Genomic DNA, 25,298 nt, shown 5'->3' on the forward strand with positions numbered 1-25,298 from the left:
ACCTGTAGAGCAGTCGTGCACCGCCGGGGCGACGGCGTTCAGGACAGGGCGGAGATGGCGATCTTCTCGTTGCGCGCGAGGTGCTGCTCGACGGCGGCCGCGACCGCGGCGGGGTCGCGGGTGCGGAAGGCGGCCACGAGGTCCATGTGCGCCCTGCCGCGTCGCTCGTGCTCCGCGGGGTCGGGGTCGAGCTGGCCGAAGCCGATGCGGATGTAACGCTCACCGGCTCGCCACAGCGTGGTGAGGACCCGGATGTCCCAGGTTGTCGCGGCCGGCGCCAGAAGCGCCAGGTGGAAGGCGTGATGGTCGTCGTAGATGTCGGCCATACCGTGCTCCCGGGCGCCGAAGTCGGCCGCTCGGGATTCCAGCCGGTCCAGATCCTTGTCGGTGAGAAGCGTGCACGAACGCTGGGCGATTTCCGGCTCCAGGGCGCGCCGCAGGCGGTAGATGCCATGCAGGTCGTCGAGGTTGAGCGGGGCGATGACCGCACTGCGGCCGGGCCGCAGTGTGACCAGGCCGTCGCTCTCCAGGCTTCGCAGAGCCTCGCGGATGGGAATGAAGCTGATGTTGAGCATCCCGGCCAGCTCCCGCAGCGAGTATTCCTCGCCGGGAGCCAGGTCTCCGGTGAGGATCGCGCGCCGCAGTTCCTCGGTGGCCTGTTCCACCACGGACCGCGACATGATGGGCTGGATCCCCCCTCGGGGTGTCGCCACGCTGCATCCCTCGCTTCGGCCGCCCAGTGGTAGAGGCCAACTATAACGACGACCCGCCGCTGAGCTGTGCGCATGGCAGAGGTGCGAGGAGGTGGGGCCGTCGCACGACATCGCCCCGCGTCGTGACGGGCACGACGTGGGGCGGGAATCATCGAGTGGCGGGGCAGTCAGAGCTTCAGGATGCGCTCTGCGTTGCCGCCGGCGATCTTCCTGCGGTGGCCCGTCGACAGGCTCGCGTTGCGTAGAAAACCGACGGCCTGCTCGCTCTTCTCGAAGGGGTAGTCGATGGCGAAGAGCACATTGTCGATGCCCACCGATGTGATGGCGGCCTGGAGCATGTTGTCGTCCATCACGCCCGAAGTGGTGATGGCGACGTTCTGCGTCAGGTACTCGGAGGGCTTCTTCTTCAGGGGCACCTTGGTGTTGATGTTCTGGATCTGCACATCGAGCCGGGGGATCATATAGGGGAGGAACTCGCCCATGTGACCCACGATCAGCTTGGCACCCGGGAAGTCGTCGAAGACGCCGCCGAGGATGACCCGCAGGGCATGCCCGCCGGTCTCCGCTGCCCAGCTGTACAGGGGGCCGACCAGCTCGGGGCGGTCCTTCAGCAGTCCCCAGTCACCGGTCGGGGCCGGCGTCGGGTGGAGGTAGACGGCGGCTCCCAGTTCCTCCAGCGCCGCCCATACAGGCCGGAACTGCGGCTCGTCCAGGTAGTGGCCGCACGTGTGTCCGTTGACCAGGAAGCCGGCCATTCCGAGGTCGCCCATGGCGCGGTGGGCCTCGCGCACGGCTGCCTCGGGGTCTTGGAGGGGCAGCGCGGCGAGCCCGCCGAAACGGGTGGGGTGCGCGTCGATGACGGCGGCCAGTGCGTCGTTGGCGACCTGCGCATCCCGTACGGCGATGGCTGCGTCCGCCTGCATCTGCACGCCGGGCGGTGTCAGGGAAAGCACTTGCATGGTCACGCCGTTGGCGTCCATGTCGGCGAGCCGGTACTGGGTGACATCGGGGAGTCGCTTGAACCACTCGGCGGTGACCTCGGGCTTGAACGGGATCACGCCATTCAGCGCCGTGCCCTGAGTGATGAGTCCCGGCAGGATGATGGCTTCCTCAATGGCGATGATCCGCAGTTTGCCGTGCGGGTCGGGCCTGCCGCCGTGGGCCTCGGCGGTAGCCGGCGTCATCAACGTGGATGCGCCGGCGAGTGCCGCCGTACCGGCCGCGGTGTTCAACACCTGACGTCTTGTCCACTGGTCAGCGCTCATAGGTACTGCTGTCCTCTCGGCAGAAGGGGGCCATCGGCAGAGTGCCGTTGCGTATGGGCCGCCCCGGCCGCGAGGCAGGTACCTCGGACAGGACGCGGCCGGGGCGGGGTCTGGTGGGCAGCGCGCGGACGCACCGGTCAACGGGGCGAAGCAGCCGCTGTGTCGACCGTGCGGGCAGGATGCTCATCGGTGAGGCTCAGGGACTGCGGAATGCCTTCTCGCTCCGCTGGGCATCGCCGATCAGGATGTCGACGAGGGCGAGGGCGTCCTGCGGGGCCTCGTCGCCGAGCCAGGCCACTACCTGGTCCGGGCGGACCAGGGCGAGGCGGGCGCCCAGGAGCTTGGCGTACTCGACGGCCACCGGCCCGGACAGCCGGACCACGGTGAGCGGGACCCCTCGTAGCCGGGCGGCCTCCTCGACCGCGGGCACCAACACGTCCGGCGCGAGGGCGAGGAGTGTCATGTCGGTACCGAGGAGGTCGTAGAGGGACTGGCCGCCCTCCAGGAACAGATGGGGCAGGCGGGCACCCGCCCACGTGGTTCCGTGCTGTCCCTCCGGCTCGGCGGGAACGATCGGGGAGGCGGCTGTACGGAGGCCGAGGACCAGGTCGAGCGAGTGGAACTCCGCCTTCTTGGTCTCCTGGATTCGCCTGCCCGCGGCCCGTCGAGCCTGAGCGCCCGCCTCGTCGTCCGCTTCCAGGTTGTCGGCGAGCAACTCGGTGGACAGCACGCGCATGTTGGCGGTCGCCTCGCGGATGACGCGCTCCTGTACGGGGCGGCGCTCGCTCTCGTAGCTGTCGAGGATGTCTGGGCCGCCCCAGCCCTCCAGCACGGCTGCGAGCTTCCACCCCAGGTCGACGGCGTCACCGATGCCCGTGTTGAGTCCGTGTCCGCCGAACGGCGGGTTGAGGTGAGCGGCATCACCGGCGAGGAAGATCCGCCCGTGCCGCATGCGATCGACGATCTGCATTCGTGCCGTCCACGGGTCGGTGGACAGTACCTTCGCCTCTATGGGGCGGCCGGCTACTCCGTCGATGATCTGCTGCGCGTCGTTTTCCCCGGTCTCCCGGTCGACGCCGAAGCCGATCGCCCACCATGTGTCGGTCCGGTCCAGTGGCCCGACCAGCGCCGGCGCCGTCGCGTTGATCACCCAGTACTGCACGGCCGGGCCGTGCGCCACGTGTTCCCACAGGCCGGGGCTTTCGAAGACCATGCCGAAGTTCGGCCGCAGGGCCTGCTCGCCGACGTAGCGGGCACCGATCTCGTCGCGCACGACGCTGCGCGGGCCGTCACAGCCGACGACGTAGTCGGCGGTGACGGTTGTGAGTTGACCGGCGCCGTGCTCGACGGTCACGGTCACCAGGTCGTCGCCGTCGCTCACGCCGACGACTTGCGAGCCCAGGACGAGCCGGCCCGGGCTCGTTTCCTCCACGGCCTCACGCAGCACCTCCTCCAGGACGTACTGCGGCGCCTGTTGGCCGATCTCCGCAAAGCGGCTGCCGTCCGGGACCAGTCCCAGGACGCCGGTGAAGCGGGACAGTTCCCTGCCGGTCAGTGAGGTGCAGAACACCACGTCCTGGGCCCAGGAGGCGGGCAGCGGGGCGCGCTGACGCAGCCGCTCGGCCAGACCCCAGCGACGTAGGTGCTCCATCGTGCGTACGTTGAGGGTTTTGCACCGCGGGCGCGCGCGGGACACGGTGACGCGAGGTTCGACGACCAGGCAGTCGACGCCGCGCCGACCCAGCTCGACGGCGGCGGCGAGTCCGACCGGCCCGCCGCCGGCGATGAGGACCTGCACGTGTGGTGGGATGCGCTTGTCGTCGGTGGAGGGCATCAGGCCTCGTTCATCTGTCGTGTGGCCCACTGCGTGCACTCCTCGGCGAACGCGAGCTGGCGCAGCTGCGTCGCGAGGCCGAGCGTGTGGTGATCGATGCAGTGGCCCGTTCCGCGTGCGACGCTCGCGTCGACGAAGGGTGCGGCGGTGAACAGGGCGGCGAAGTCGGCGACGTTTTCCGGGCTGCAGCTCCACAGGGCGTCGAACTCGGCGAGTGCGTTGTGCACGGGCACACGGACCTTGGGCGCGACCGTGGGTAGATGTTCCTTCGGCCACTTCGGCGCCTGGACCAACTCCCGTACCGGCGTGGGCGCGTAGGACTCGTGCGCCTGGCGCAGACCCTCCGTCCGGTAGGTGTGCTCGGGGCCGAACATCACCTGGTCCCGCTGGTCGTACGGCAGGTCCACGGTTGCGTCCGCGGGCAGGGAGCCGAGAGCCTCGGCGGCTCCACCACTCGGGATGACGGCACCCATGCCGGTCGCCGAGACGCCGATCAGCGGGATGTCCGGCTCGGAGGCGGCGATCATCAGCGCGATCATGCCACCGATCGAATGCCCGACCAGGAAGACTCTGTCGGCTCCCAGGCGTTCGACGGCCTGTGCCAGGGCGGTGCTGAGTAGCTCTGCATGGTGGGAAAACGTGTTGGCGTCCGGCTCGAGCGCGGTGCTGCCGCCGTAGCCGGGGCGGTCGAAGGCAACCACCGGGTATCCGTGCGCGACGGCGACGTCCAGGAAGGATCCCTCGGGGGAGCCGGCGACGTCGTAGTACCGCGCCGTGTACGTGCCGCCGTGGAGGGCGGCGATCAGTGGTTTTCCGGAGGACTCGACGGGACCGGCGACCAGCGCCGTGATCTTGTGCCCGTCGGCCTCGAAGGTCAGAGAGTCACGCTGCTTGGCCATCTTTGGCCTCCTGCCAGGGTGGTTTCCGGCGTGCTGCATGAACAGGGCGCTGCGTGCGGCTGATGACGACGCACGGCTCCCGAAAGAGCCGGCCGCCCGGATGAGGGCGCAAAGCGGTCCCGGGTGCCTCAGGGCTTTGCGAGCCTAGGCGCTATATGTAATAACAGCAAGAGTCTGTGTGTGCTACCGGGCATGGGCGTCGGCCCCACTGAACCAGCACGGACCAAGGCATCGGCGAGCGGGACAGCCCCGCGGGCCGGACGCTGCGGACGCGGTGTCCGGCGTGGCCGGAGCGTCCCGTCAGTGATGCTGCGGCACGTAGTCCTGTGTGATCTGCTTGTACTCCAGGAAGTCCTCCAAGGACGCCAGGCCGCCCAGTCGGCCCACGCCGCTGGACTTGAAGCCGCCTTCCTCGAATTCGATGGTCAGGTTCGCCCAGCTGTTGATGGAGATCAGACCGGCGTCGAGCCGACGAGCGACCCGCATCGGACGGTCGGCGTCGCGGCTCCAGACACAGGCGCTCAGTCCGTACGCGGTGTCGTTGGCGAGGGCGATGGCCTCTTCCTCGGTATCGAAGACCTGGACGGTCTGGACCGGGCCAAAGGTCTCCTCCTGGACGATCGGCAGCGAGGAGTCGGTGACCGCGAGCAGCGCCGGGTGGTAGAAGGCGCCGCCGGCCAGCTCGGGCCGGGAGCTGGGTCCGCCTCGGACGATGGGCTTGGCGCCTGCCGCGATGGCCGCTTCCACGGCGGCGTCGACGCGCGCCACCGACGCTGTGTCGATCAGGGGGCCTATCTGGCTCTCGGAGTCCGCGGCCGGGCCTGGCCGCACGGCCTCCAGGCGCCCGGCCAGGGCGGCGGTGAACTCGTCGGCGATCTCCCGCTGGACCAGGACGCGGCTGCCGGTCATGCAGAACTGGCCGGCGAAGACCGTGCACGACGCGACGGCCGTGGCCAGTGCGGCCTCGATGTCGGCGTCGGCGAAGACCAGGTGAGGAGTCTTGCCTCCCAGCTCCAGACCCACCCGCTTGAAGTGCGCCGCGGCGCTCTGGGCGATGAGCCGCCCGGTGGCCGTACTGCCGGTGAAACTGATGACAGGCACCTGCGGGGACTCGACCAGCAGGCGGGCGACGTCGGAGCCGGACTCGACGACGACGTTGACGACGCCCTTCGGCAGCTCGGGCACGGAGGCGAGGATCTCGCTCATGAGCGCGGCGGTCCGGGCCGCCTGCCCCGGCATCTTCACCACGGCTGTGCAGCCCGCGGCGAGGGCCGGCGCGAGCGCGCGGATGCATAGGTAAGCGGGGGAGTTCCACGGGACGACGATGCCGGCGACGCCGACCGGCTGACGGATGGACATCGCCTGGCGGCCCGGCTGGGTGTCGGTGACCCGGCCGTGCGGCTGGACCGCGAGACCCGCCGCGAAGCGCAGCGCGCGCAGGATGAAGTGAGCCTCGAAACCTGCCTCGGGGCGGAGCTTGCCGTTCTCCAGGCACAGCGTTTCGATCACCTCGTCCATGCGCGCGGCGTACGCGTCGGCGAGGTGACTGAGGGCAGTGGCCCGCGTCATCGGATCAAGGCGCCAGTCTCCTCCCTTGAATGCCCGGTCGGCCGCGTCGATGGCCCGCTGCCCCACGTCTGCGTCGGCGTCCGCGTACGTTCCGATCACTCCGCCCGTGGCCGGGTTGATGCTGTCGCAGGTACGGGCGGAACCGACCCAGTCGCCATCGATCCAGTGTCGTGCGGTGTTCTCTCGGGTCATGCGGCGACTCCTTGCGTGAGGAAAAAGAGGGAAGGGTGGCGGAATCGAGGGGAGCGGAGCGCGGCGACACGCAGCGCTCCCTGTCACTCGCGAACGGGTCTTCAGAGGCCGAGCAGCCGCTCGGCGTTGCCGTGTGCGATCTTCTCGCGGTCGGCCTCGCTGATCGGGGCCGTCCGCAGGAACTCCGTGGCGGCGGCCATCTCCTCGAAGGGGTAATCGGTGCCGAAGAGGATGTGGTCCGAGCCAAGTGCGAGCAGCGCGCACAGAAGGGGCGGCGCCGAGCACACTCCGCTGGTCGTGATGTACAAGTTGTGCCGGACGTACTCCGAGGGGTTGCCCCGGGCGAGCTCGACGCCCTGGTGGTTGTGGTAGTCCCAGCGGGAGTCCATCCTCCACAGCGCGTAGGGCAAACCTTCGCCCATGTGCCCCAGCAGCATCTTGGCATCGGGGAAGTCGTCGAAAACGCCGCCGAACACACACCGCATGAAGTGGGTGGCGGTGTCCGTCCCCCAGCTCCACATCGGTCCGATGAGTTCCGGGTGTCCTTGGATGACGTGCGGGACATCGACACTGTTGGCCGGGTGAAGGTAGAGGGGCACGTCCAGGGCTGCGGCGCGCTCCCACACGACGCGCAGCTCCGGGTGGTCGAGGTAACGGCCCTGGGTATGCGCGTTCACCAAGGCGCCACGCATGCCCAACTCGGAGACGGCGCGCTCCAGTTCGTCGGCGGCCGCCTTTGGATCCTGCAGGGGCAACGCGGCGAAACCCGCGAAGCGGGCGGGGTGGTCGGCCACCACACCGGCGAGCAGGTCGTTCACGGCCGTCGCCTGGGCGACGGCGGTCGCGAGGTCCTTCTCGGCCTGGATGCCGGGTGAGTTGAGGGACAGCACCTGCGTGTCGAGACCCACCGCGTCCATCTCGGCCAGCCGCTCGCCGGTGATGTCCAGGAGTCGCCGGGATGCCTCGCGCCACTTGTCCGGCTGAAGGATGGCCGCCGCCGAGGCGCCGTACTTCTCGAGCTCGGGCGTGACGAAATGTTCCTCAAGACCGATGGTCCGCACCGCGACTCCTCATTTCACTTATGTGCATTGACTTCACCGATCGTGAAACGTACGTTCCGTCGGTGTCAACCCTTTGGAACGCCCGAGTAGCTGGAGGTGCCCGATGACCGGTACGGATGTCACGGTGGTGGATCCGGTCCAGAAGCCGACCGCGGTGGATGTGGTCGTGGTGGGGTACGGCCCGGTGGGCATGGTGGCGGCCGCCCTGCTGGGACAGGCCGGTCACCGGGTCCTGGTCCTGGAGCGCTACCCGGGCCTGTACAACCTGCCGCGCGCCGCGAGCTTCGACGACGAGACCATGCGCACGCTCGCCCGTCTGGGTGTGGCCGAGAAACTGCTGCCCAAGCTGCGCGTGCAGCCCACCTACGAATGGCGCAACGGCCAAGGTGACTTGCTGATAGAGCAGACCTTCGCCGAGAACGGGCGCAGTGGCTGGGCCGAGTGGCACATGATGTACCAGCCCGACCTCGAAGAGGCACTGGACAACGTGTGCCGTTCGATGCCCGAGGTGCAGGTTCGGCACTCCCACACCGTCGTCGGCCTGGAACAGACCGAGGACGGCGTCACAGTCATCGTCGAGGGGTCCGAGAACCGCGAAAAGGTCGCGGCCCGGTACGTTCTGGGCTGCGACGGCGGCAACAGCTTCGTACGGACGGCCATCGGTGTGAACCTGCACGACTACGGCTTCTCCGAACCGTGGATGGTGTGCGACTTCCGCTTTCGACGCCCGGCCGAGGTCCCGTGCGCGCTGCAGCTCGGAGACCCGCTGAGCCCCACGTCGATCATCTCGCTCGGTCCCGCGCACCACCGGTTCAGCTTCATGCTCGACTCGGTCGACGACTTCGAGACCGAGCGCGACCCACAGCGCGTCTGGAAGCGGGTCGCCTCTCACCTCACTCCCGACGACGCCGACCTCATCCGCGTTGCCACCTACACCTTTCGGTCCCTCATCGCCGACGAGTGGCGCCGCGGCCGCGTCCTGCTCGCCGGCGACGCGGCCCACCAGATGCCCCCGTTCCTCGGCCAGGGCATGTGTTCCGGCTTCCGTGACGCGCAGAACCTGGCGTTCAAACTGGACCTGGTGCTGCGCGGTTTCGCATCGGACGACATCCTCGACACGTACCAGTCCGAGCGTGAGCCGCATGTGCGCGCGGTGACCGAGAAGGGCATCGAGCTGGGCCACCTCCAGACCCTGCGCGACCCGGAGCGGGCCGCCGAGCGCGATCGGACCCTGCTGGCCCGTCGCGCGGAGTCCGCCGTGCCCGAGCCCACCCGATTCCCGGACCTGGTCGACGGCCTGTTCACGCGGGGCACGGGTGCCGGCCGGGGCCAACTGTCCGTGCAGGGCGTCGTCGACGACGGCACCCGCCGCGACCGCCTGGACCAAGTCGTGGGCGGCGGCTTCCATCTGCTCGTCGATGAAAAGCATCTCGCAGCACTCGAGAACCGCCGGCTGCTCGACGACCTCGCCAGCGTGGGTGTCCGTGTCATCGTCCCCGGTGAGCGGCACGCCCAGCATGTGCAAGCGGCTGTCGTCCAGGACGTCGACGGCATCTACCGCGCGTGGTTGGCCGAGCTGGACTGCTCTGCCGTCGTGGTCCGGCCTGACTTCTACGTGTACGGCACGGCGAGCGGATCCGACGCCGTGGCCGGACTCGCGACCGAGCTGCTGGGCGCGATCCACGGAAACATGACAGCCCAAGGGACGGGAACGGGTGTCTGATGTTTCCCTGCCGCGGTCACAGGAAGCCCTGGGGTGTCCTGTGCGTACGGTTCAAAGGCTCGGCGGGGGCGCGATCACTATGATCACCTCTGTGAAGACACAGCGTCCCGACTCCGAGCCCAGCGAGGCATCGCCGGCCAGGCAGGGCATCCAGTCCGTCGAACTGGCGATGACGGTCCTGCAAGCCCTTGAGGAGGGGCGGGGCCCGATGAGCCTGACGCAGATTGCCACCGCCAGCGGCATGCAACCCAGCAAAGCTCACCGCTACTTGGTCAGTCTGACCCGCGTCGGTCTCGTCGCCCAGTCGCCCAGCTCCGGGCACTATGACATGGGACCGGCCATGCGACGACTCGGTGTCGAGTCGCTGCGCAGGATGGACGAGGTGGCCCTGGTGAGCGAGCACCTGCCCGGGCTGCGGGACAGTACCTCGCACGCGGTCAACCTGGCGGTGTGGGGCGATCACGGTCCCGTCGTCGTGCGGTGGGAATACGGTGCCCACGCCTTGCCGATCACCGTCCGAGTCGGTGCCACCATGCCCGTACTGACGTCGGCCATGGGAGGTGCGTTCCTCGCGTACCTGCCTGAGCAGCTCACGACCCCAGTGCTGTGCGAGCAGTTGGAGGTGGAGACGCTGGATGCGGCCACCCGCGAGCGCGTCGACCGAATCAAGGCCGGGGTGCTCCGGAAGGGCGTTGCCAGCACCGTCGGAGGGGTCATTCCCGGCATCACGTCGGTGGCTGCTCCCGTGTTCACTGCCGGTGAGTCCTTCCCGCTCGTCGTGACCCTGGTGATGCCCGTGCGGGGGGTTACGGAACAGGACGTCGAGCGCCTTTCGTCCGAACTGCTGACTTCGACCCGTGCCATGTCCGAAGTACTCGGCCACGCCGTGGACCTGCACCGACGTTAGGACGGCCGCGTTCCTGTGCCCCGCACCTCAGGAAGGGAACCCGCGCGACACCGGATCGCTGCACGGGCTTAGGAATGTGGGGACCGTCCCGGTCTCACCCCAGGAGAGGGGCAATGATCGCCCTCGGCTCGTGCCTCAGGAGACTTCGTCAAAGCACCACAGGGCGTCGCAGTGTATTGCGGATGCCAGGCCATGGACGTCATTTTCGTCGCGAAGAGGCTGGGGATCTCGTCCTGGCGCCAGATCCTCACGCGCCTTTCGCGAAAGCGGGCCACGCCGCTGTACCTGTGTGAGGGGACGTTCGTCGAGCACTACCGGGTGCTTCCTACGGAAGAGGACTTAGCGCGTTGAAAACCTACGAAAGGGCACGCCGAACATGAGCAAGCTGGAGATCATCGTGGCGAGTACTCGGCCTGGGCGCGTCGGTCCGAGCGTGGCCCGCTGGATCGGGACAGAAGCCGTGACGCACGGCGCTTTCACGGACATCGAGGTGGTGGATCTCGCCGACGTGAACCTCCCGTTCATGAACGAACCCCACCACCCTCGGCTCGGCCGCTATACCCACCAACACACGCGTGATTGGAGCGCCAAGGTTGCCGAAGCGGACGCATTCGTGTTCGTCATGCCGGAGTACAACTACGGCTACAACGCCGAACTCAAGAACGCGATCGACTATCTCCATAAGGAGTGGCAATACAAGCCGGTGGGCATGGTCAGTTACGGCGGTGTGTCCGCGGGCACGCGTGCGGCCCAGATGATCAAGCAAGTTGTCACCACTTTGAAGATGACCCCGGTCTTCGAGGCCGTATCGATACCTTTCGTGCAGCAGTTCCTTGACGACGACAAGCGACTGGTGCCCAACGAGGTCATGACCAGCTCGGCCACGGCGATGCTCGATGAACTGGTGCGTTTCGCCGACGTGCTGCGGCCGCTGCGCGACTCCGCGAGACCATGACCTCCGAGTCGCCGTCGCGAGGTGGGACCGCACGCCCACGACGGTGGTGGGCGTCGGGGCGAGCATGATGCTCTGCCCGGTGTTCCCGGCGACGGCGCCTGTGCCCGAGGCGGCGCTGATCATGTCCGGACAACTGTGTTCACGGACAGCGTGGTCTTCTCGAATCGCCTCGGCCACGGTGAGGTCGTCATAGGGTCCCAGCCTGCCCGATTGTGTTGGCTTGGCTGTCCGCACGGACCAGAGGTCGGTCCGTGCGGACAGCCAGTTCACTCAGGAGCGATGGACAGGACGGTTTGTCAGCCCACCTTGACGCCGGACCCGAGGGTCCAGTTCTGGTTGGCGCCGCCATTGCAGTTCCACAACTCCAGGCCGGAGCCGTTGGGGTTGGTGGTCCCGGTGACGTCGAGGCAGAGCCCGGACTGAACTCCGGTGATCGTGCCGTTGGAGTTGACGGTCCACTGCTGGTTGGTGCCGCCGTTGCAGTCGTAGATTTCCACGTGCGTGCCGGCGGTGGTAGCGGCGCCGTGGGCGTCGAAGCACTTGCCCAGCACCTTCAGTGTCTTGGCCGAGGAGCTGTAGGTGATCTTTTGGTTGGCGCCGCCGTTGCAGTCCCACACGTTCAGCTGAGTGCCGTTCACCAGGGTGCTGTTCGGGTCGTCGGCACAGCGGCCGGAGAGGCCACTGGTCAGGCTGCCGCCGACGGGAGTCGAGGAGCCGGACGGAGTGACCTTGAACAGTGCGGACTCGTGCGGGGCCAGACTCCGGCTGACGGAGTTGGTGAGAGTCTCGTTCGACTTGCCCCAGAGGTTGCGGACCGTGGCGGAACCGCTGAACCCGAGGTCGGAGAAGTTGGCCGTCACCGTCTCGTTGCCGGCTCGGTCGGATCGGTTGAACAACGCCACGGTGTAGCTGCCGTCCGGGTTCTTCTGCCTCGTGGCCCACACCTGCAGGTCGTTGTTGTTCGAGATCTGGCTGGCCACTACGGAGTCGGTCTGGTTGACGTTGGTGACCTCGGCATTCTTCAGCATGTTGAGATCACCGGCGTCCAGGTTGGTCAGGTCGCTCCCCAGCATCATCACCGACCGCGTGATCGCCCACAGAGTGATCACACTCTGCCGCTCGTTCACAGTCAGACCGTTGTGGTCGCCGTTGCCGACCTCGATCGAGTCCGGGTCGTTCCAGCCGCCCGGGCCGGCGTACTGCCCCCACTGAGCCAGGTTCGCCCAACGCGGTCCGACGTTGCTCCAGTTGGTGAGGGTCGAGCAGTAGCACTCGATGTCGCCTCCCGTCCGCCAGCTGTTGGCGTACTGCTGCCAGGTTCTGATGTTGTTGATGTCCAGGGTGTTCGACAGGCCGTAGTGGATGGTGCGGCCGGTCTGGTTCAGCGCCTTCGACCAGGCGATGACGTCGTCCTGGTCGCTGGTGTGCACGCCGTCGATCTTGATGTAGTCGACCCCGTAGGAGGCGAACAGGTTCGCCCACGAGTTCACGAACGCCTGTGCCGCGGTGGGGTTCTTCTTGTAGTCGATGAAGTACATGACATCGCCGAACCCACCGTAGTTCGACTCGAAGGTCGACGTGCTCGAGACGATGTCCCGTGTGTGGTACGACGTGCCCTCGATCGGGGTGTTCTGGTCGTACGCCGCCTTCGGGATGCCCGGCGTCACGTACATGCCGAACTTCTCGCCCAGTCCGTGGATGAAGTCGCCCAGGTTCTTCATACCGTCCGGGAACTTGCCGGTGTCGACGACCCAGCGACCGTACTGATCGACGGTGGTGCCGGGGTTCTTGATGTAGTAGTCGTCCAGGTTGATGTATCGGTAGCCGGCAGCCATCAGGCCCGAGTCGTGCATCGCCTGAGCCTGGGCCTTGATCTTGGCCTCGGTCGGGTTGTTTCTGACAGAACTCCAACTGCTCCACCCCATCGGGGGTGTCCGCGACGCGCCGTTGTCCTGAGCTTGCGCCGGGGGAGCACTGACGGCGCCTGCACCATAAAGGAAGGAGCCCAGCAGTGCGGCCGCGCCGAGAAGACTCGTCCACCCCCTCCGCCGGTGTCTGTCCTTCTTGTGTGGCCGTTGCCGCGTCGGGAGGGTCATGGCGACTCCTTGCACAGGTTGTGGGAGAAGTACGGTCTGGCGGAACCCGTGTGCATTCGTGTCGCACTGTGATGGAGTTTGAGTGAACCTGTCAACAGAGCTGACGTGATCCAAACACAAAGGATCAAACACCCATGGGCTCGCACGAGGATGGGGGCAGGCAACCCCCGAATCCCCCGGGCATGTCGTCGAGTTGGCGCGCGGTCTCGGAGGCGGCATCGTCGTCAGTGCCGGCCTGTCGGCATCGCTCACGATCGTCGGAAAGCGGCCCCGGCCATGACCGGGCGGATGCCGCGGGCCCGGAACAGTCGGCAGTACATGTCGTGGTCGTGGGGGCGGTCGGCGAGCAGGGCACAGGGCCGGCCGACGGCGCCTGGTACCAAGCAGAAGAACGTCGACGGGCGCTCCTCGATGAACAAGCAGCAGTTGGCGAAAGCGCTCGGCCGCTGATCGAACCACTCGCGACGGAAACGAGTGCCGTCCGTTGCGGCGGGCGGGGCGGCGCCCCTGAGGCGATTGTCGACGGATCACTCCGAGGAGCGCTGTTCAACCAGCTGGCACGCGGTTGTCCCTGGCGTTGGGAGTGTCGGCGGGTTCCTGGCGCAGTCGGGGTCTGGGGGCGTGGGTGAGGCCCGGACCTTCAACGGACACTAGTCCGGGCCCCCACGTTTCGCGCAACGGCGAGCGCGACCCGCTGGCCGCGGTTCCGACTACCGGCGGACCGAGCGGCAAGATACGGGCAGGAGGCTCACCGACCCTCCCCCCAACCATGCTCCCCGAGTGGGGTGCATGCGACCCACAGGACTCCCCGCGGGGCGCCGTGGTCCGCTCGCGCTGGTTGGTGGCTTCTCAGGCTGACGGGCCGGGGACGGCATGGAGGCGAGCGGTCCGCCTGGGCGGAGATACCCGTCCGAGAGCTTCTCAGGCCTCCGTATGTGCTCTCTCTTCCAGGGCTGCCCCAGCAAAGCTGCGTTTGCGGCCACTCCTCACGCTGCCCCCACACGCGTGGCCAGCTTCGCCCGATCGCCGGGATTACCCAGTGGTGAGGAGGCCTGTGCCGGGTCTGTGGCACCCGTGCCACCGGTTGCGAGCACCCTGCCCGGCGACGCTGAAAGCCCGCACCAACTGGTTCCAACGCCGACCGCGCGGGCGCGAGTGATGAGGCTGCCCGGGACGGCCATGCGCGCGAACGGCAACTGAGCCGACGCCACAACCGGCGAGAGGAAGCGCAGGCGACGCATGGACCCAGCAAGTTTCGGCGTCAGTCTCTGCCGGGATCTGGCAATGCCCGGCCATGGCGTGTGTGTGAGGCTCCGGGCCACACGAGACACCTTCGGGCTGCGGGGGTGGGGCCGCGTGATCGGTCGGACGTGCTCGCAGAGCGGCTGAATTTCCAACAGTCGGTGCTCGGGACGTCGACCGGGCAAGAAGGATGAGGGGCATTGAATATTCCGAGGCGGCAGGCACCCAAGCATCGGTGGTATGCGTGCTTCGCCGCGGTCTGCCTCGGCACCACCTGCCTCACGGTAGGCATGTTGGTGCACGAGTGGCGGCAGGCGGAGCTCCTCGACAGAACAGGGATACGGGTGACGGGCGTTGTCTCTCGCATCGTTCCCCCTGGCAGAGGCGGTGGGAACGACAGCGGTGAGATCGTGTACACCGTGGCGGGCCACCGGCACACGGTCGTGAAGGAACTCGGCGGCAAGCATTACGCCTCGCGTAAGGGTCAGAAGGTGTGCCTGGAGGCATCAGGCGAGCGGCCTCTGCTGACCCGGCTGTGCGGTGACCGATACCCGGACGGAGACGACGGCTTCCCCTGCGGTGTGCTGACCGCGGTGGCGGCCACGATCGGCTTCTTCTTCGTCATCGGCCGCTGGGGCATCAGGCGCCGTGAAGCGCTGGCCGCATCTCCGCCTCGTCCGCAAGCTCGGCGTGTGGGGATCAAGCACTGACAGTGGCGAACCCTAGCGGTCTCCGGCAATCGAGCGTCGCGTCCTGAACTGCTGCCTCCGACAAGCGGGCTTGCCCAGCAAAGCTTGGCCCTGAGGCGGCACCTTCGGCTGATCCCGCATTCAACGATGACGCGGTCTATCTCAGCCGCCTGCCGGCCGATGCCCTGCGATCAGGCGCAGATCCTCGGCACGGTCGTCCGGGTCCTGCGAAATCCCTTGGCGAAGAGCCGGCCGGCCATGCCACGCTGACTCCTAACGAAGGGGCGTAGCTCAGTTGGCCAGAGCGCCGGTCTCCAAAACCGGATGCCGCAGGTTCGAGTCCTGCCGCCCCTGCCAGACGAAGTCGGCGCGGAGCCACCGGGTTTCACATCGCCGGCGTCACGCCGATCCCGACAAAGCTGATGAGGACGGCCACCAGGGCCCGGTCTCGCGCAAGCAGATCTGACGCTAGGCACGTTACGGCTGGACGATCAGTTCGCGGGGCTGACGTTCGGACTGTTGGATGGCGCCAGCTGATCAGCTTTCAGCCTTCGGCCTTCCCGACGATCCCCGTGCTGCTGGGGAGGCGCGGCGGCACGTCCGGGAGCAACTGGGCCTTCGGGGATTGACCGATTCGGAGATGACCACGGAGCCCGTGGTCAGCGAGCGGGTCGGCAACGTGGTCCGCCGCGAGCGGCCCCATGAGGATGCGTACGCTGCGCGGACCTCCCTGATCTGCGAGGTCTACGACAGCAGTCCCACCACCCCGCGCATCCGGCGTGCGGCCGCCACCGACGAGGGCGGACGAGGTCTGCAGCTCGTGGTGGCCGTGTCCCGGCGCTGGGGCACGCGCTTCCTGCCCGAGGGCAAGTGCATCTGGTCCGAACGGCCGCTCACGGCCTGACGGGGATTCAGCGCCCGGCGCCGAAGGCGAACTCCATCCAGTTGGACCACTCGATGGCCAGGTGCCGGCGGTGCTCGGAGAGGATGCGCGGGAGGGTCGTACGGGGAAATTCGACGCACAGGCGCGCGTGGAAGCCTCCCGGCACGTCCCGGAACTCGTGGCGCACGCCGCCGATATGCAGACCCCTTTCGCTGATGGCGACGCCCGTCGCGTCGGCGTCAGCGTCGGGATCGGATTGCGTGGTGAGCGTGGAGAGGTCGGTGTAGTCGATGAGGAATCGGGTGGGCAGGGGGCTGCCGCCGGTGGTTTCGATCACTTCCTGCCGCCCGTCGGGTAGGGCTTGGATGAGGAAGTGGTCGGGGTGTGCCGCGGTCATGGAGCGGATGTAGTCGTCCCGGTAGGTGTCCTCAAACCACTGGACGAGCCCGGCCGCGCTGCCTCCAGTCACCTGGAGCTCACACACGGATGTGGCACGCCCGCCGCGGGAGATCCGGGCGGTGGCGTTCGCTACGACGTCGCCGACGCGCAGGTCACGACGCAGACGGCGCTTGATTTCGTCGGCTCCCAGGGCGAGCTTGTCGTCGGCGAACTCCACGCGCTGCCGGGCGAGGTCCCCGGTCGGCACCGGGATGCCGATCTTCGAGGCCGCCGCGGGCAGGCGTTCGGCCTCCCACGCCAGCACATGGTCGCGGCTGAATAGGCGGCCGCCGATGATCGCGTGCACGGTGGGCGATGCGCTGCTCATGGTGCTGCTCCGTTCTTGTGAGGTGAGCTCCGATGGTGGTGCGTTGCCGTGCCGTCTCAGCCGTCGGCCGTCGGCGACGCGGGACGGCCAGGCATCGATGCGGCCCGGATGCCCTGACGGCTCAGTGCGAGCTCGACCGAGCGGTCGACGAGGCGGTCATCGAGCGGCCGGCCCGTGACGAGCAGCCGGAAGTACGCGGGGGCGGCAAGATCCTCGATCAGCTCGTACGGGTCGGTGTCCGGAGCGAGTTCACCACGCTCCACAGCACGGGCCACGATCGCGGCAGCTCCGGCGAACCGCGCCTCCCAGAAGGCCCCTTTAGCCGCCACCACTTCATCGTCCGCCGCGAGGGACACGATGGTGAGGATCACCCGCCGGACCTCGGGCCGTTCGACAAGCGCGACGACCTGGCCGAGCAGTGCCCGCAGGTCCCCTTCGAGCGAGCCGGTATCCGGTATCGGGTTCCCGGCTCTCGCAAGCTCGGACAACGCGTCGGCGGCCAGGTGGGCCTTGCTCGGCCAACGGCGGTAGACAGTGGTCTCCGCGACCTGGGCCGCGGCGGCCACGCGGGCGATCGTGAGGTGCTCGTAGCCCTCCTGGAACAGCACCTCCGCGGTGGCACGGAGAACGTTCTCACGGTTGCGGGCAGTGCGACCTCCGGGGCGACGCTGCACGGACTTCTCAGTCATGGATTCCTTCGCGCCACGGTGAACAGCCGACGGTGATTGCCATCAACGGCTTCTTAGTGCAAGAGTTCTTGCATTAGGGTACGACATGCAAGCTCAACCAGCAGCAGGGCAACAGGCACGGAACTGACTCCTCCGCGCCGCGATGCCCTTCCCGGCCGTCCAGTTGACAGCGGCTGGGGTCCTCAATGCGGCACCGGCTCCAGTGAGCCATCGCCGCCAAGCCCCTGTCGCACGGCACTGCATGTCCCAGGCCGTCGCTCGACAGCCGACGAGCCGCTCACCTCGCGTACACGCCACGCCCGGGTGACTGACACAGGCGACCTGTCCCCACCCGGTGACAGCGCCCCGTACGGACCCTCGAGGACGAAGGCACAGGACTCCGCCCCCGCCCCTCGGCGAGGTGCGCACAGATTCTGCTGACCCGCACATGCCCCCGTGGGCGTCGTCGACGGGCCGGGGCCGGCGCGGCGGACATTTGCATGCGGGACTGGGACGAGCACACCGTTGAGGTGGAGCGCTCGGCCGTCGCGCTCCCGGAGGCCGTCACAGTCCTGCCAGGGAAGTTGGACGTGTGGGTCGAGAAGTTGGCGAAGTCCTCGCCGCGGCGGCGATCCGCGCTGCTTGGCGCCTGGAGGTCCTCGCGGCGCAGACCGCGTACTGGCCCGCCCGCGACGCCTGCAGGACGCCGACGCCGGGCAGGCCGCCGCGGCGCCGGGTCTGGACGAGTCCGGGGCCCGGGCGGTGCTGGCCCGCTTCGGCCGCTGAGGCCCCCTACTCCTGAGGGCATCGATGGTGTCGATGAGTGGTACGACCGGCTGGGGTGGAAGTACGGGCTGATAGCGATCCGGCTGTACGTGCTGCGGTGCTCGTCCGTCTTGCTGACGCCGCGAGGAACACCCGGGATGCCTTGGACCGGTACAACAGGACGTGGCGACGGGGGTATTCGCTGAGGCGGAAAGCGGCGAGCAGGAACTACGAGGAGATCCGCGAGTATGCGCTGCCCGAAGCGCTGTGGGACCGTCCGGCCGGTCCCGACATCGTCGCGTGGCCGGGTCTTCCCTGCGCACTGCTCTTCCTGGAGCGGGAGGCGAGATACCCACAAGAGTGGACACAGCATGCCAAGGCGTGGGGAACGAAGCACCCCGCCTCAGCCCACAGGCCAGCCCTGTCTGCGCGTTGGCCTGGATCCTGGGAATGGCGCTCACTGATGGCTGTACGTCATGCGTGATGAACTGTGGCCCGGCTTCGAGACGTTGATCTCGTGTCGAACGAGAGAGTGGGAGGGCCCGTGGACCTTGGTGGGGGGACGTGGCAGCGGCTGACCGCCGTGGTGCTCGTCATGGCGGTGGCGGCCGGGTGTACGGGGCAGGGCGAAGTCTCGGGCGGCGGAAACGACGTAGACCTGCTGCGGAAACACGACTGGACACAGATGCCGGGCATCACCGCGCGGAACGACATCCTGCGGGTCAGCGCATTGGATCGGCACATCGTGGGGCAGGACTCCTCCGGCGGCCAGCCCAACCCCCCACTGAACCTGGCCGGCCCGCATCTTGAGTCCGATGGCGACTTCACCGTCACCGCGCGTATGTCCGATGTGGGTGGCGATGCCGGCGGCTCATGGCTACGGCTGTACGGACGGGCACCGGTCATCTACGACGAGTGGCGGCAGGAGCGGCCCTCACTCCGCGTCGGCGTGACCGGCGACGGACAAGTGACGATCCAGATATGGGACGGCGAGGGCGATGAGCCCGCCACCTCTCAGGAGTTCGACTGCGGCTGCTCCGGGACGGTGACGCTCACCGTGTCGAGCATCGGTGACACATTCCACGTAACAGCCGACGGGCGGCGGCTGGGAACCGCGCAGGACCCGGGGGTGTAGCGCAGCTTCCAGAACTGCCAGTTGGCCGCCGTCCGCGGAGACGACCGGACTGGGCTTGATGCGCCGCGCAGCTCCACGGCCGACCCCACCCTCCAGCTGAGCCCCATAGCGGACACTGGAGAAACTCCGAGCGTTTGACGGTCCAGCGGTCATATCGTTTCGGCCATGGATGCAGAGCAGTTGAAGGGTTCATCCCACAGATGGATGAATGCCGCACTGGCGGCCTTTGTCGAGGGCCCCGCGAGCCACGACTTCGCCGTTCACCACGCTGGAGTCGCTACGGAGCACCTGCTCAAGGCATACCTCGCCGGGATTCACCCCGCTTTGATCGTCGACGGTCGCCACTTCGACTCATTGCTCCGTGCCACGGGCCTGGGCTCCCACGCAGGCCCACTGACCAAGGTCAAGACCATCGGCCTTGTTGACGCCTACCTGCGGGTGGTCAAGCTCCTTCCCAAGAAGATCCCGATCAGCAAAGTGGATCTCGAACCCCTGGCAGACGCCCGCAACGGAGTTGCTCACAGCGCGATACACGACTCGGCGCAATCTGAAGCAGTGTTCACGGCCTGTCTGCGCTTGGTCGACCCGGTTCTCGAAGAACTGAAAGTTGACCCGATTAGCTACTGGGGCCCGTACCTGCTCCTGCACGACAAACTGGTCGATGAACAAGTGCGACTGGAACGCGTCGCGGCGGAAGCCCTGCTGATCAAGGCTCGTTCGTTGTGCGAGCAGCGCTTCGGTCACATGTCACCCAAAGAACGTGATGTGGTTCTGGCTGCGATCACCAGCAAGCCGATGATCATCATGGGCCGAGAAGCGCCCATGGAGTGCCCGGCGTGCGGTTCTCAGGGGTGGATGGCTGGCGAGGTGGAGGCCATCCGCCGCTACGACGACGGCCAAGTCACCGTCGACACGGAGGAGGTTTTCCTCTCGCCCTATGGGTTTCACTGTGCAGCGTGCGAACTCGAAGTGGGCGCCAACCTTCTCGCGCACTTCGGCGACCTGCCCCATGGCATCTTCTTGGATGCCGACCCTCGTGACTCGTCGACGATAATCCGCCAGTAGACCAAGGCGTCCACATGTCGGCGTACACGTGAACGCCCCAGCCGCGTACGGGTGAAAGTACAGAGTTCTCGATGCGCTGCCCCCGCAGGAGCTGGTCCGGCGTCCGATCATGGCAGTGGGGAGGCTGGTCCGGCGGGCCGTGTTCCGCGCGGCAGCGCCTTGCCCGTGCAGGTGGACGACGTAACGCCACAGAAGGACGGTGTAGCGGCGGCGGGCGCTTTTGAGCTGCACTTCCTTGGACTCGACGTCGGTGATCACGCGAGGTCCTGCGGGGAGTGGCGGTCCTCCTTCACGCGCTGGTCGGCCAGGTTCGGCAAGGCCATCACGGCGGCCCGCAGGAGTTTCAGCCGTCCGGGCCGACGAGGCGCCTGGGACTCTTGTCTCCCGCAATCTGCCGGATTCCCCGGGGTGGCGACCGCGGAGAGCATAGGATTCCGGAAATATCGATCATGGGCCGTGCAGCCTTGGGGACTCCTTCCCGGAGAAGAGGGCGCCGCGGCCCCGTCGACGGGGGAATCTGTGTACTTGGCGCATCTTCGGGTCGAGAACTTCCGGGTCTTCGGAGCTGCGGCCCAGAGCGAGGGCGAGACGGACGCGTCGCTGGACCTGTCGTTCACGGCCGGGACGAACGTGCTTGTCGGCGAGAACGACAGCGGGAAGACGGCGATCATCGACGCGATCCGGCTGTGCCTGCAGACTGCGGCGACGGACTACTACCGGGTCTCCCAGGACGACTTCCACCTCGGGAAGAACGGGCGGGCGGAGACCTTCACCATTGTGTGCGGGTTCACCGCCCTGTCGACCGAGGAGCAGGCGGTCTTCCTGGAACTGCTCACCCACGACCCCGGCGGCGCTGCCTGGCTCTGCGTGACGTTCAAGGCCCAGCGGATGGATCCGGTCCGGAACCGGGTCTCGGTCACCACCCGCACCGGACCGGACGGCAACGGCCCCGCCCTGGACGGCGCGGCACGCGAACTCCTGCGCGCCACCTACCTTCGCCCCCTTCGCGACGCGGAGGCGGAACTGCGTTCGGGCCGCGGATCACGGCTGTCCCAGATCCTCGCCGGCTACCCGGCGATGAAGGACCAGGGTATCGATGACTACGACCCCGAGGGCGACAATCCTCCGTCCACTCTGGTGGGGATCCTGCGCCGCGCCGAGCACGACATCCGATGCAACGATGCCGTCTCTGAGGTGAGCCAGGACATCAACTCGGCTTACCTGCAGCGGTTTGCCATCGGCGACGACGTCCTGCGCGCCAAGATCAGCGTCGCCACCGACGCGACGCTGGCCCGCGCGCTGGAACGGCTCGAACTGAATCTCTTCGCTGAGTCCGACGAATGGACGCGCCGCGGGCTTGGCTACAACAATGCCTTGTTCATGGCCGCGGAGCTCCTTCTGTTGGGCAAGAGCGAACTGGCACCTCTGCTGCTGATCGAGGAGCCCGAGGCGCATCTTCACCCCCAGCTCCAGACCCGGATCATGGACCTGCTCCGCGACAGGGCGCAGGGTCCGCAGGAAGGTGGCATGGCCCCGGTCCAGGTCATCCTCACCACCCACAGCCCCAACCTCGCCTCGTCGACGCCGGTTGAGTGCCTGACTCTCGTCGTCGGGGGCCGCACCTTTCCGCTGCGGCGTGGTATCACGCGTCTGACTGGGGAGGACTACGCGTTCCTGACCCGGTTCCTGGACGTCACCAAGGCCAACATGTTCTTCGCCCGAGGCCTGGCGATGGTCGAGGGCGACGCCGAGGCAATCTTCCTGCCCGCTCTCGCCGCAGCCCTGGGCATGCCTTTCAACGAGCACGGCATCAGTGTGGTCAACGTCGGCCACGTTGGCCTGTTCCGGTACAGCCGCGTCTTCCAGCGCTCCGACGAACAGATTCCCGTTCCCGTCGCCTGCATCCGCGACCGTGACCTCGTCCCCGCCGGGACGTCGGAGAAGATGCGCGGCAGCCTGAATTGCTGGGACGAGATGACGGAGCAGGAGATCGCCGCGCACGTTGCTGACCTCGCCAGCGAAGACGACGGGCCAGTGAAGACCTTCGTGTCGAACTGGTGGACGCTGGAGTACGACCTATCCGTCACCTCCTGGACCATGGCCAGGCTGATGCACCGCGCGGTCAAGCTCGCATCCGTTGCAGAACGGTCCTGGCCGGACGCCGCCAAGACCGAGCAGGTCATCGCGCGGGCCGACAAGGTCGTCGACCGCTGGCTGCGCCAGAAGGTCCCCCTTGAGCAGGCTGCTCTGGCTATCTACAGACCGCTCAAGCTCAACAGCGCCAGCAAGTCGATCACCGCGCAGTTCGCCGCGCAGCTCATCGCCTCCACTTCGGTGACGGAGGGCGATGTTCCGCCCTATCTGGTCGACGCCTTCAAGCACCTGTGTGGCGAGGTGGCTCTGTGACCAGTACCTACCTGCCCGATGCCTTCGCCACGCACAAGGTGGAGACCATGGTGAAGCTCCTCGGGCTTGACCCGCTTGACGCCGAGCAGTGGGATTTCCTGCAGAGCGAGACCACACAGGACCTCCAGGCCGCTCCGGGGTCGGGCAAGACCACCTTGATCGGGCTCAAGCTCGCGCTCATGGCCGACGCATGGACCTCTACGACGTGCGGGGTGTGCGTGCTGTCCCACACCAACACGGCCAAGAACGAGATCGCCGACCGAGTGGCCTCCCTCGCCGCGGGGCGGAGCCTGCTGCGCTACCCGCATTTCATCGGCACCATCCAGTCCTTCGTGCACACCTTCCTCGCGCTCCCGGCCGTGCGGGCCAAGGGCGTCGAGGTCCGGTCCGTTGACGACGCGGCCTTCGAGACGGCAGCGATCCGGCTCCTGCAACACCCCGATTACTCCACCCTGCGCAGCTACGTAGAACGCCAGCGCGATGGCACCGGCATCGTCACCGGGGCGACGTTCACCTACAGGGACGGCGAACTCGTGGTCACCGGCGCGACCAGGGAACTGCCCTTCCGCGCCGAAACGGCCAGCGGTAAGCAGTTGTCCAGCCTCAAGCGGACTCTGGCCCGTCGAGGGGTCTTCCGCTACCAGGACATGTACGCCATCGCCCAGCGGTACCTCGCCGAGCACCCCGGGATCGTCCCTGCTGTCTCCGCGCGCTTCCCGTTCGTTCTCCTCGACGAGATGCAGGACACCAGCGCCACCCAGCACGAACTGCTGGACCTCGTCTTCACCTCCTCGCCCACTGTGGTGCAGCGGGTGGGCGACACCAACCAGGGCATCTACAGCGACGCCGGCGCCGTGCACGGGCCCGCATCGGCGTTCCCGCTGGCTGGCGCTGCGGAGCTGCCGGTCAGCCGCCGCTTCGGGCCGCAGATCGCGGCATTGGCCAGCAGCCTGACGGTCCGGCGCCCCCAGCAGGTCCGTGGAGTTGGTCCCGACGGCCAGGTGGCGGTATTGCTGTTCGACGAGGCCACAGTGATCGATGTCGTGCCGACCTTCGAACGCATGGCCGCCTCGATACTCCCCAAGGATGAGCTCCTCAGGCGTCCGCCGCGCGTGCTGGGCGCCCGGCAAGGCCGGGGAGGCTCCCAGGCTTACCCACAGTCGATCTCCTGTTACCTGCCCGGCTACACCCCGTCCGGCCGTCCGACGGCCCACCGCGCCCTGATCGACGCGGCCCGCGCGGCAGGGACCCAGTGGAGGTCCGGCACTGACAGCTACGAAGCGGCCACCGAATTGTGGAACGCCCTGCGCGCGTCCTTCACGCCCCTGACCGGGGAAGGGCTACCGGCACTCGGCCGCCTGGGAAGGTCTGCAGCGACCCCCGACGGCAAGGTGCGGATCCTGCTGCGCGAACTCCTCGCCCACGGAGCCGCGTTCGACGAGGCAGGCTGGAGCATGATCACCGAGCAGCTGGCCGTCCAGATGAAGCTTCTCGCCGACCGGCCGCTGAAAGCCGTCGGCCTGGAGTTCACCCCGGCGGCCGAGGAGGCCGCAGCAGTGGGCGGCGTCCCCAGGAGCTCCGCCGCAGTGTCGGTGGTGCGGGCCGTACCCGGGACCATCCAGAGCGCGAAGGGCGAGACCCATGCGGCGACGCTGATCCTGGAGTGCCTTGAGAAGAACGGCAAGAAGTTCGACGTGACCGAGGCGCTCCGCATGGTCGCGGAGGGGCGCGACCCACAGCGGGAGGTGAAGAGTGTTCAAGCCGCTGTGCAGCTCGTCTTCGTCGGGGCGACGCGCCCTACCCACCTGCTGGTGTTCGCCGCCCATCGCGACCGAGGCAAGCAGTACGCGGAGGTGATGATCGACGCGGGCTGGGACATTCGGGACCTCTCCGAGCACTGACCGTGACCGTGGCGCCGAGCTCGTGGAGCCTCTGGGCGACAGAGAGGGCAGGCGAGTCGCGGAAGTCGTCGGTCTCGGGCTTGAAGGCGGCGCCCCAGACGCTGATCCGCTTGCCCATAAGGTTGCCGTCCAGCTGTTCGCGGGCAAGGTCGACCATGCGCTCGCGGCGCCGGTTGTTGATCGCGTCGACCTCGCGGAGGATCGTCAGAGCCTGGTCGACGCCGAGCTCGCCGGCGCGGGCCATGAAGCCGCGAATGTCCTTCGGGAGGCATCCGCCGCCGAACGAGGCCGGGCCGCATGCCGCGCCGCCCGATGCGGACGTCATGACCGAGGATGTCGGCGAGCTGGCCGACATCGGCGTCGGAGGCTTCGCAGACCTCGGCCATCGCGTTGATGAACGAGATCTTCGTGGCGAGGAAGGCGTTCGCGGACGCCTTGGCGAGCTCGGCCGGGTAGGGACGTTCACCTTTGCCCCCTGTCGCCGTGTGCGGGGCGGGCAGGGTTGAAGACCCACGGGAAAGTCCCGCTCGTCCGCTACGGGGGAGGGGGCGAGCGGGGCCGTTC

Annotated in this window: 19 protein-coding genes, 1 tRNA gene and 1 pseudogene; 11 read left to right on the top strand and 10 right to left on the bottom strand. The window is 67.7% G+C overall.

Going from position 1 to position 25,298, the window contains the following annotated elements:
* Positions 1 to 38: 38 nt before the first annotated feature.
* The 6 genes from AB0C62_RS10020 to AB0C62_RS10045 form a co-directional block, all read right to left on the bottom strand.
* A complete protein-coding gene (locus AB0C62_RS10020; protein WP_362971395.1) occupies positions 39 to 680 on the bottom strand; it encodes a GntR family transcriptional regulator in 642 nt (213 codons plus the stop codon).
* 200 nt (positions 681 to 880) lie between these two features.
* Positions 881 to 1,978: an amidohydrolase family protein gene (locus AB0C62_RS10025; RefSeq protein ID WP_362971397.1), complete on the bottom strand. Its 1,098-nt coding sequence runs from the start codon at positions 1,976 to 1,978 to the stop codon at positions 881 to 883.
* Between the two features lie 196 nt (positions 1,979 to 2,174).
* Complete coding sequence (locus AB0C62_RS10030; protein WP_362971399.1) at positions 2,175 to 3,812, bottom strand: FAD-dependent monooxygenase; 1,638 nt, start codon at positions 3,810 to 3,812, stop codon at positions 2,175 to 2,177.
* On the bottom strand, positions 3,812 to 4,711 hold the full coding sequence (locus AB0C62_RS10035) for an alpha/beta hydrolase (protein ID WP_362971400.1): 900 nt from the start codon (positions 4,709 to 4,711) through the stop codon (positions 3,812 to 3,814). The genes AB0C62_RS10030 and AB0C62_RS10035 overlap by 1 nt, the downstream gene beginning before the upstream one ends.
* Positions 4,712 to 5,011: 300 nt before the next feature.
* Positions 5,012 to 6,472, bottom strand: a complete 1,461-nt coding sequence (locus AB0C62_RS10040) for an aldehyde dehydrogenase family protein (RefSeq protein WP_362971402.1) — start codon at positions 6,470 to 6,472, stop codon at positions 5,012 to 5,014.
* 101 nt (positions 6,473 to 6,573) lie between these two features.
* Complete coding sequence (locus AB0C62_RS10045; protein WP_362971404.1) at positions 6,574 to 7,533, bottom strand: amidohydrolase family protein; 960 nt, start codon at positions 7,531 to 7,533, stop codon at positions 6,574 to 6,576.
* A 103-nt stretch (positions 7,534 to 7,636) separates the two neighbouring features.
* Here AB0C62_RS10045 and AB0C62_RS10050 point away from each other — a divergent pair, with 103 nt between their 5' ends.
* From AB0C62_RS10050 to AB0C62_RS10060, 3 genes are all read left to right on the top strand, one after another.
* Positions 7,637 to 9,256 carry a bifunctional 3-(3-hydroxy-phenyl)propionate/3-hydroxycinnamic acid hydroxylase gene (locus AB0C62_RS10050; RefSeq protein WP_362971406.1) on the top strand — a complete coding sequence of 540 codons (1,620 nt, stop codon included), beginning with the start codon at positions 7,637 to 7,639 and terminating at the stop codon, positions 9,254 to 9,256.
* A 91-nt stretch (positions 9,257 to 9,347) separates the two neighbouring features.
* Positions 9,348 to 10,163, top strand: coding sequence for an IclR family transcriptional regulator (locus AB0C62_RS10055; protein ID WP_362971408.1), 816 nt, complete (start codon positions 9,348 to 9,350; stop codon positions 10,161 to 10,163).
* Between the two features lie 376 nt (positions 10,164 to 10,539).
* Complete coding sequence (locus AB0C62_RS10060) at positions 10,540 to 11,118, top strand: NAD(P)H-dependent oxidoreductase (protein ID WP_362971410.1); 579 nt, start codon at positions 10,540 to 10,542, stop codon at positions 11,116 to 11,118.
* A gap of 296 nt (positions 11,119 to 11,414) precedes the next feature.
* Here AB0C62_RS10060 and AB0C62_RS10065 read toward each other — a convergent pair whose 3' ends face one another.
* On the bottom strand, positions 11,415 to 13,433 hold the full coding sequence (locus AB0C62_RS10065) for a ricin-type beta-trefoil lectin domain protein (RefSeq protein ID WP_362971519.1): 2,019 nt from the start codon (positions 13,431 to 13,433) through the stop codon (positions 11,415 to 11,417).
* Positions 13,434 to 13,532: 99 nt separating this feature from the next.
* On the opposite strand from AB0C62_RS10065, the gene AB0C62_RS10070 reads away from it, so the two are divergent.
* The 4 genes from AB0C62_RS10070 (at position 13,533) to AB0C62_RS10085 (ending at position 16,049) form a co-directional block, all read left to right on the top strand.
* Positions 13,533 to 13,664, top strand: a complete 132-nt coding sequence (locus AB0C62_RS10070) for a hypothetical protein (protein WP_362971527.1) — start codon at positions 13,533 to 13,535, stop codon at positions 13,662 to 13,664.
* 1,202 nt (positions 13,665 to 14,866) lie between these two features.
* The gene (locus AB0C62_RS10075) at positions 14,867 to 15,166 is read left to right on the top strand and encodes a hypothetical protein (protein WP_362971412.1); all 300 of its coding nucleotides are present in this window, start codon (positions 14,867 to 14,869) and stop codon (positions 15,164 to 15,166) included.
* A 259-nt stretch (positions 15,167 to 15,425) separates the two neighbouring features.
* Positions 15,426 to 15,502 (top strand) — tRNA-Trp (locus AB0C62_RS10080).
* 283 nt (positions 15,503 to 15,785) lie between these two features.
* Positions 15,786 to 16,049, top strand: coding sequence for an ATP-binding protein (locus AB0C62_RS10085; protein ID WP_362971414.1), 264 nt, complete (start codon positions 15,786 to 15,788; stop codon positions 16,047 to 16,049).
* A gap of 7 nt (positions 16,050 to 16,056) precedes the next feature.
* Here the strand turns inward: AB0C62_RS10085 and AB0C62_RS10090 are convergent, their stop codons facing one another.
* Entirely contained in the window at positions 16,057 to 16,794 is a 738-nt protein-coding gene (locus tag AB0C62_RS10090; protein ID WP_362971416.1) for a hypothetical protein, read from the bottom strand.
* Between the two features lie 56 nt (positions 16,795 to 16,850).
* Positions 16,851 to 17,483 (bottom strand): TetR-like C-terminal domain-containing protein, encoded by a 633-nt coding sequence (locus AB0C62_RS10095; RefSeq protein ID WP_362971418.1) that lies wholly within the window; start codon positions 17,481 to 17,483, stop codon positions 16,851 to 16,853.
* A 1,327-nt stretch (positions 17,484 to 18,810) separates the two neighbouring features.
* Here AB0C62_RS10095 and AB0C62_RS10100 point away from each other — a divergent pair.
* The 4 genes from AB0C62_RS10100 (at position 18,811) to AB0C62_RS10115 (ending at position 24,734) form a co-directional block, all read left to right on the top strand.
* A complete protein-coding gene (locus AB0C62_RS10100; protein ID WP_362971420.1) occupies positions 18,811 to 19,362 on the top strand; it encodes a hypothetical protein in 552 nt (183 codons plus the stop codon).
* 165 nt (positions 19,363 to 19,527) lie between these two features.
* Complete coding sequence (locus AB0C62_RS10105; protein WP_362971422.1) at positions 19,528 to 20,427, top strand: hypothetical protein; 900 nt, start codon at positions 19,528 to 19,530, stop codon at positions 20,425 to 20,427.
* 408 nt (positions 20,428 to 20,835) lie between these two features.
* Complete coding sequence (locus tag AB0C62_RS10110) at positions 20,836 to 22,833, top strand: AAA family ATPase (RefSeq protein WP_362971424.1); 1,998 nt, start codon at positions 20,836 to 20,838, stop codon at positions 22,831 to 22,833.
* 47 nt (positions 22,834 to 22,880) lie between these two features.
* Positions 22,881 to 24,734, top strand: coding sequence for a UvrD-helicase domain-containing protein (locus tag AB0C62_RS10115; RefSeq protein WP_362971521.1), 1,854 nt, complete (start codon positions 22,881 to 22,883; stop codon positions 24,732 to 24,734).
* Here AB0C62_RS10115 and AB0C62_RS10120 read toward each other — a convergent pair.
* Positions 24,733 to 25,189, bottom strand: a pseudogene (locus AB0C62_RS10120) (UDP binding domain-containing protein); the annotation flags it as partial. The gene AB0C62_RS10115 and the pseudogene AB0C62_RS10120 overlap by 2 nt on opposite strands.
* Positions 25,190 to 25,298 lie beyond the last annotated feature (109 nt).

Source organism: Streptomyces sp. NPDC048643, from assembly GCF_040650615.1.
In the GTDB taxonomy this organism is placed as follows: Bacteria; Actinomycetota; Actinomycetes; order Streptomycetales; family Streptomycetaceae; genus Streptomyces.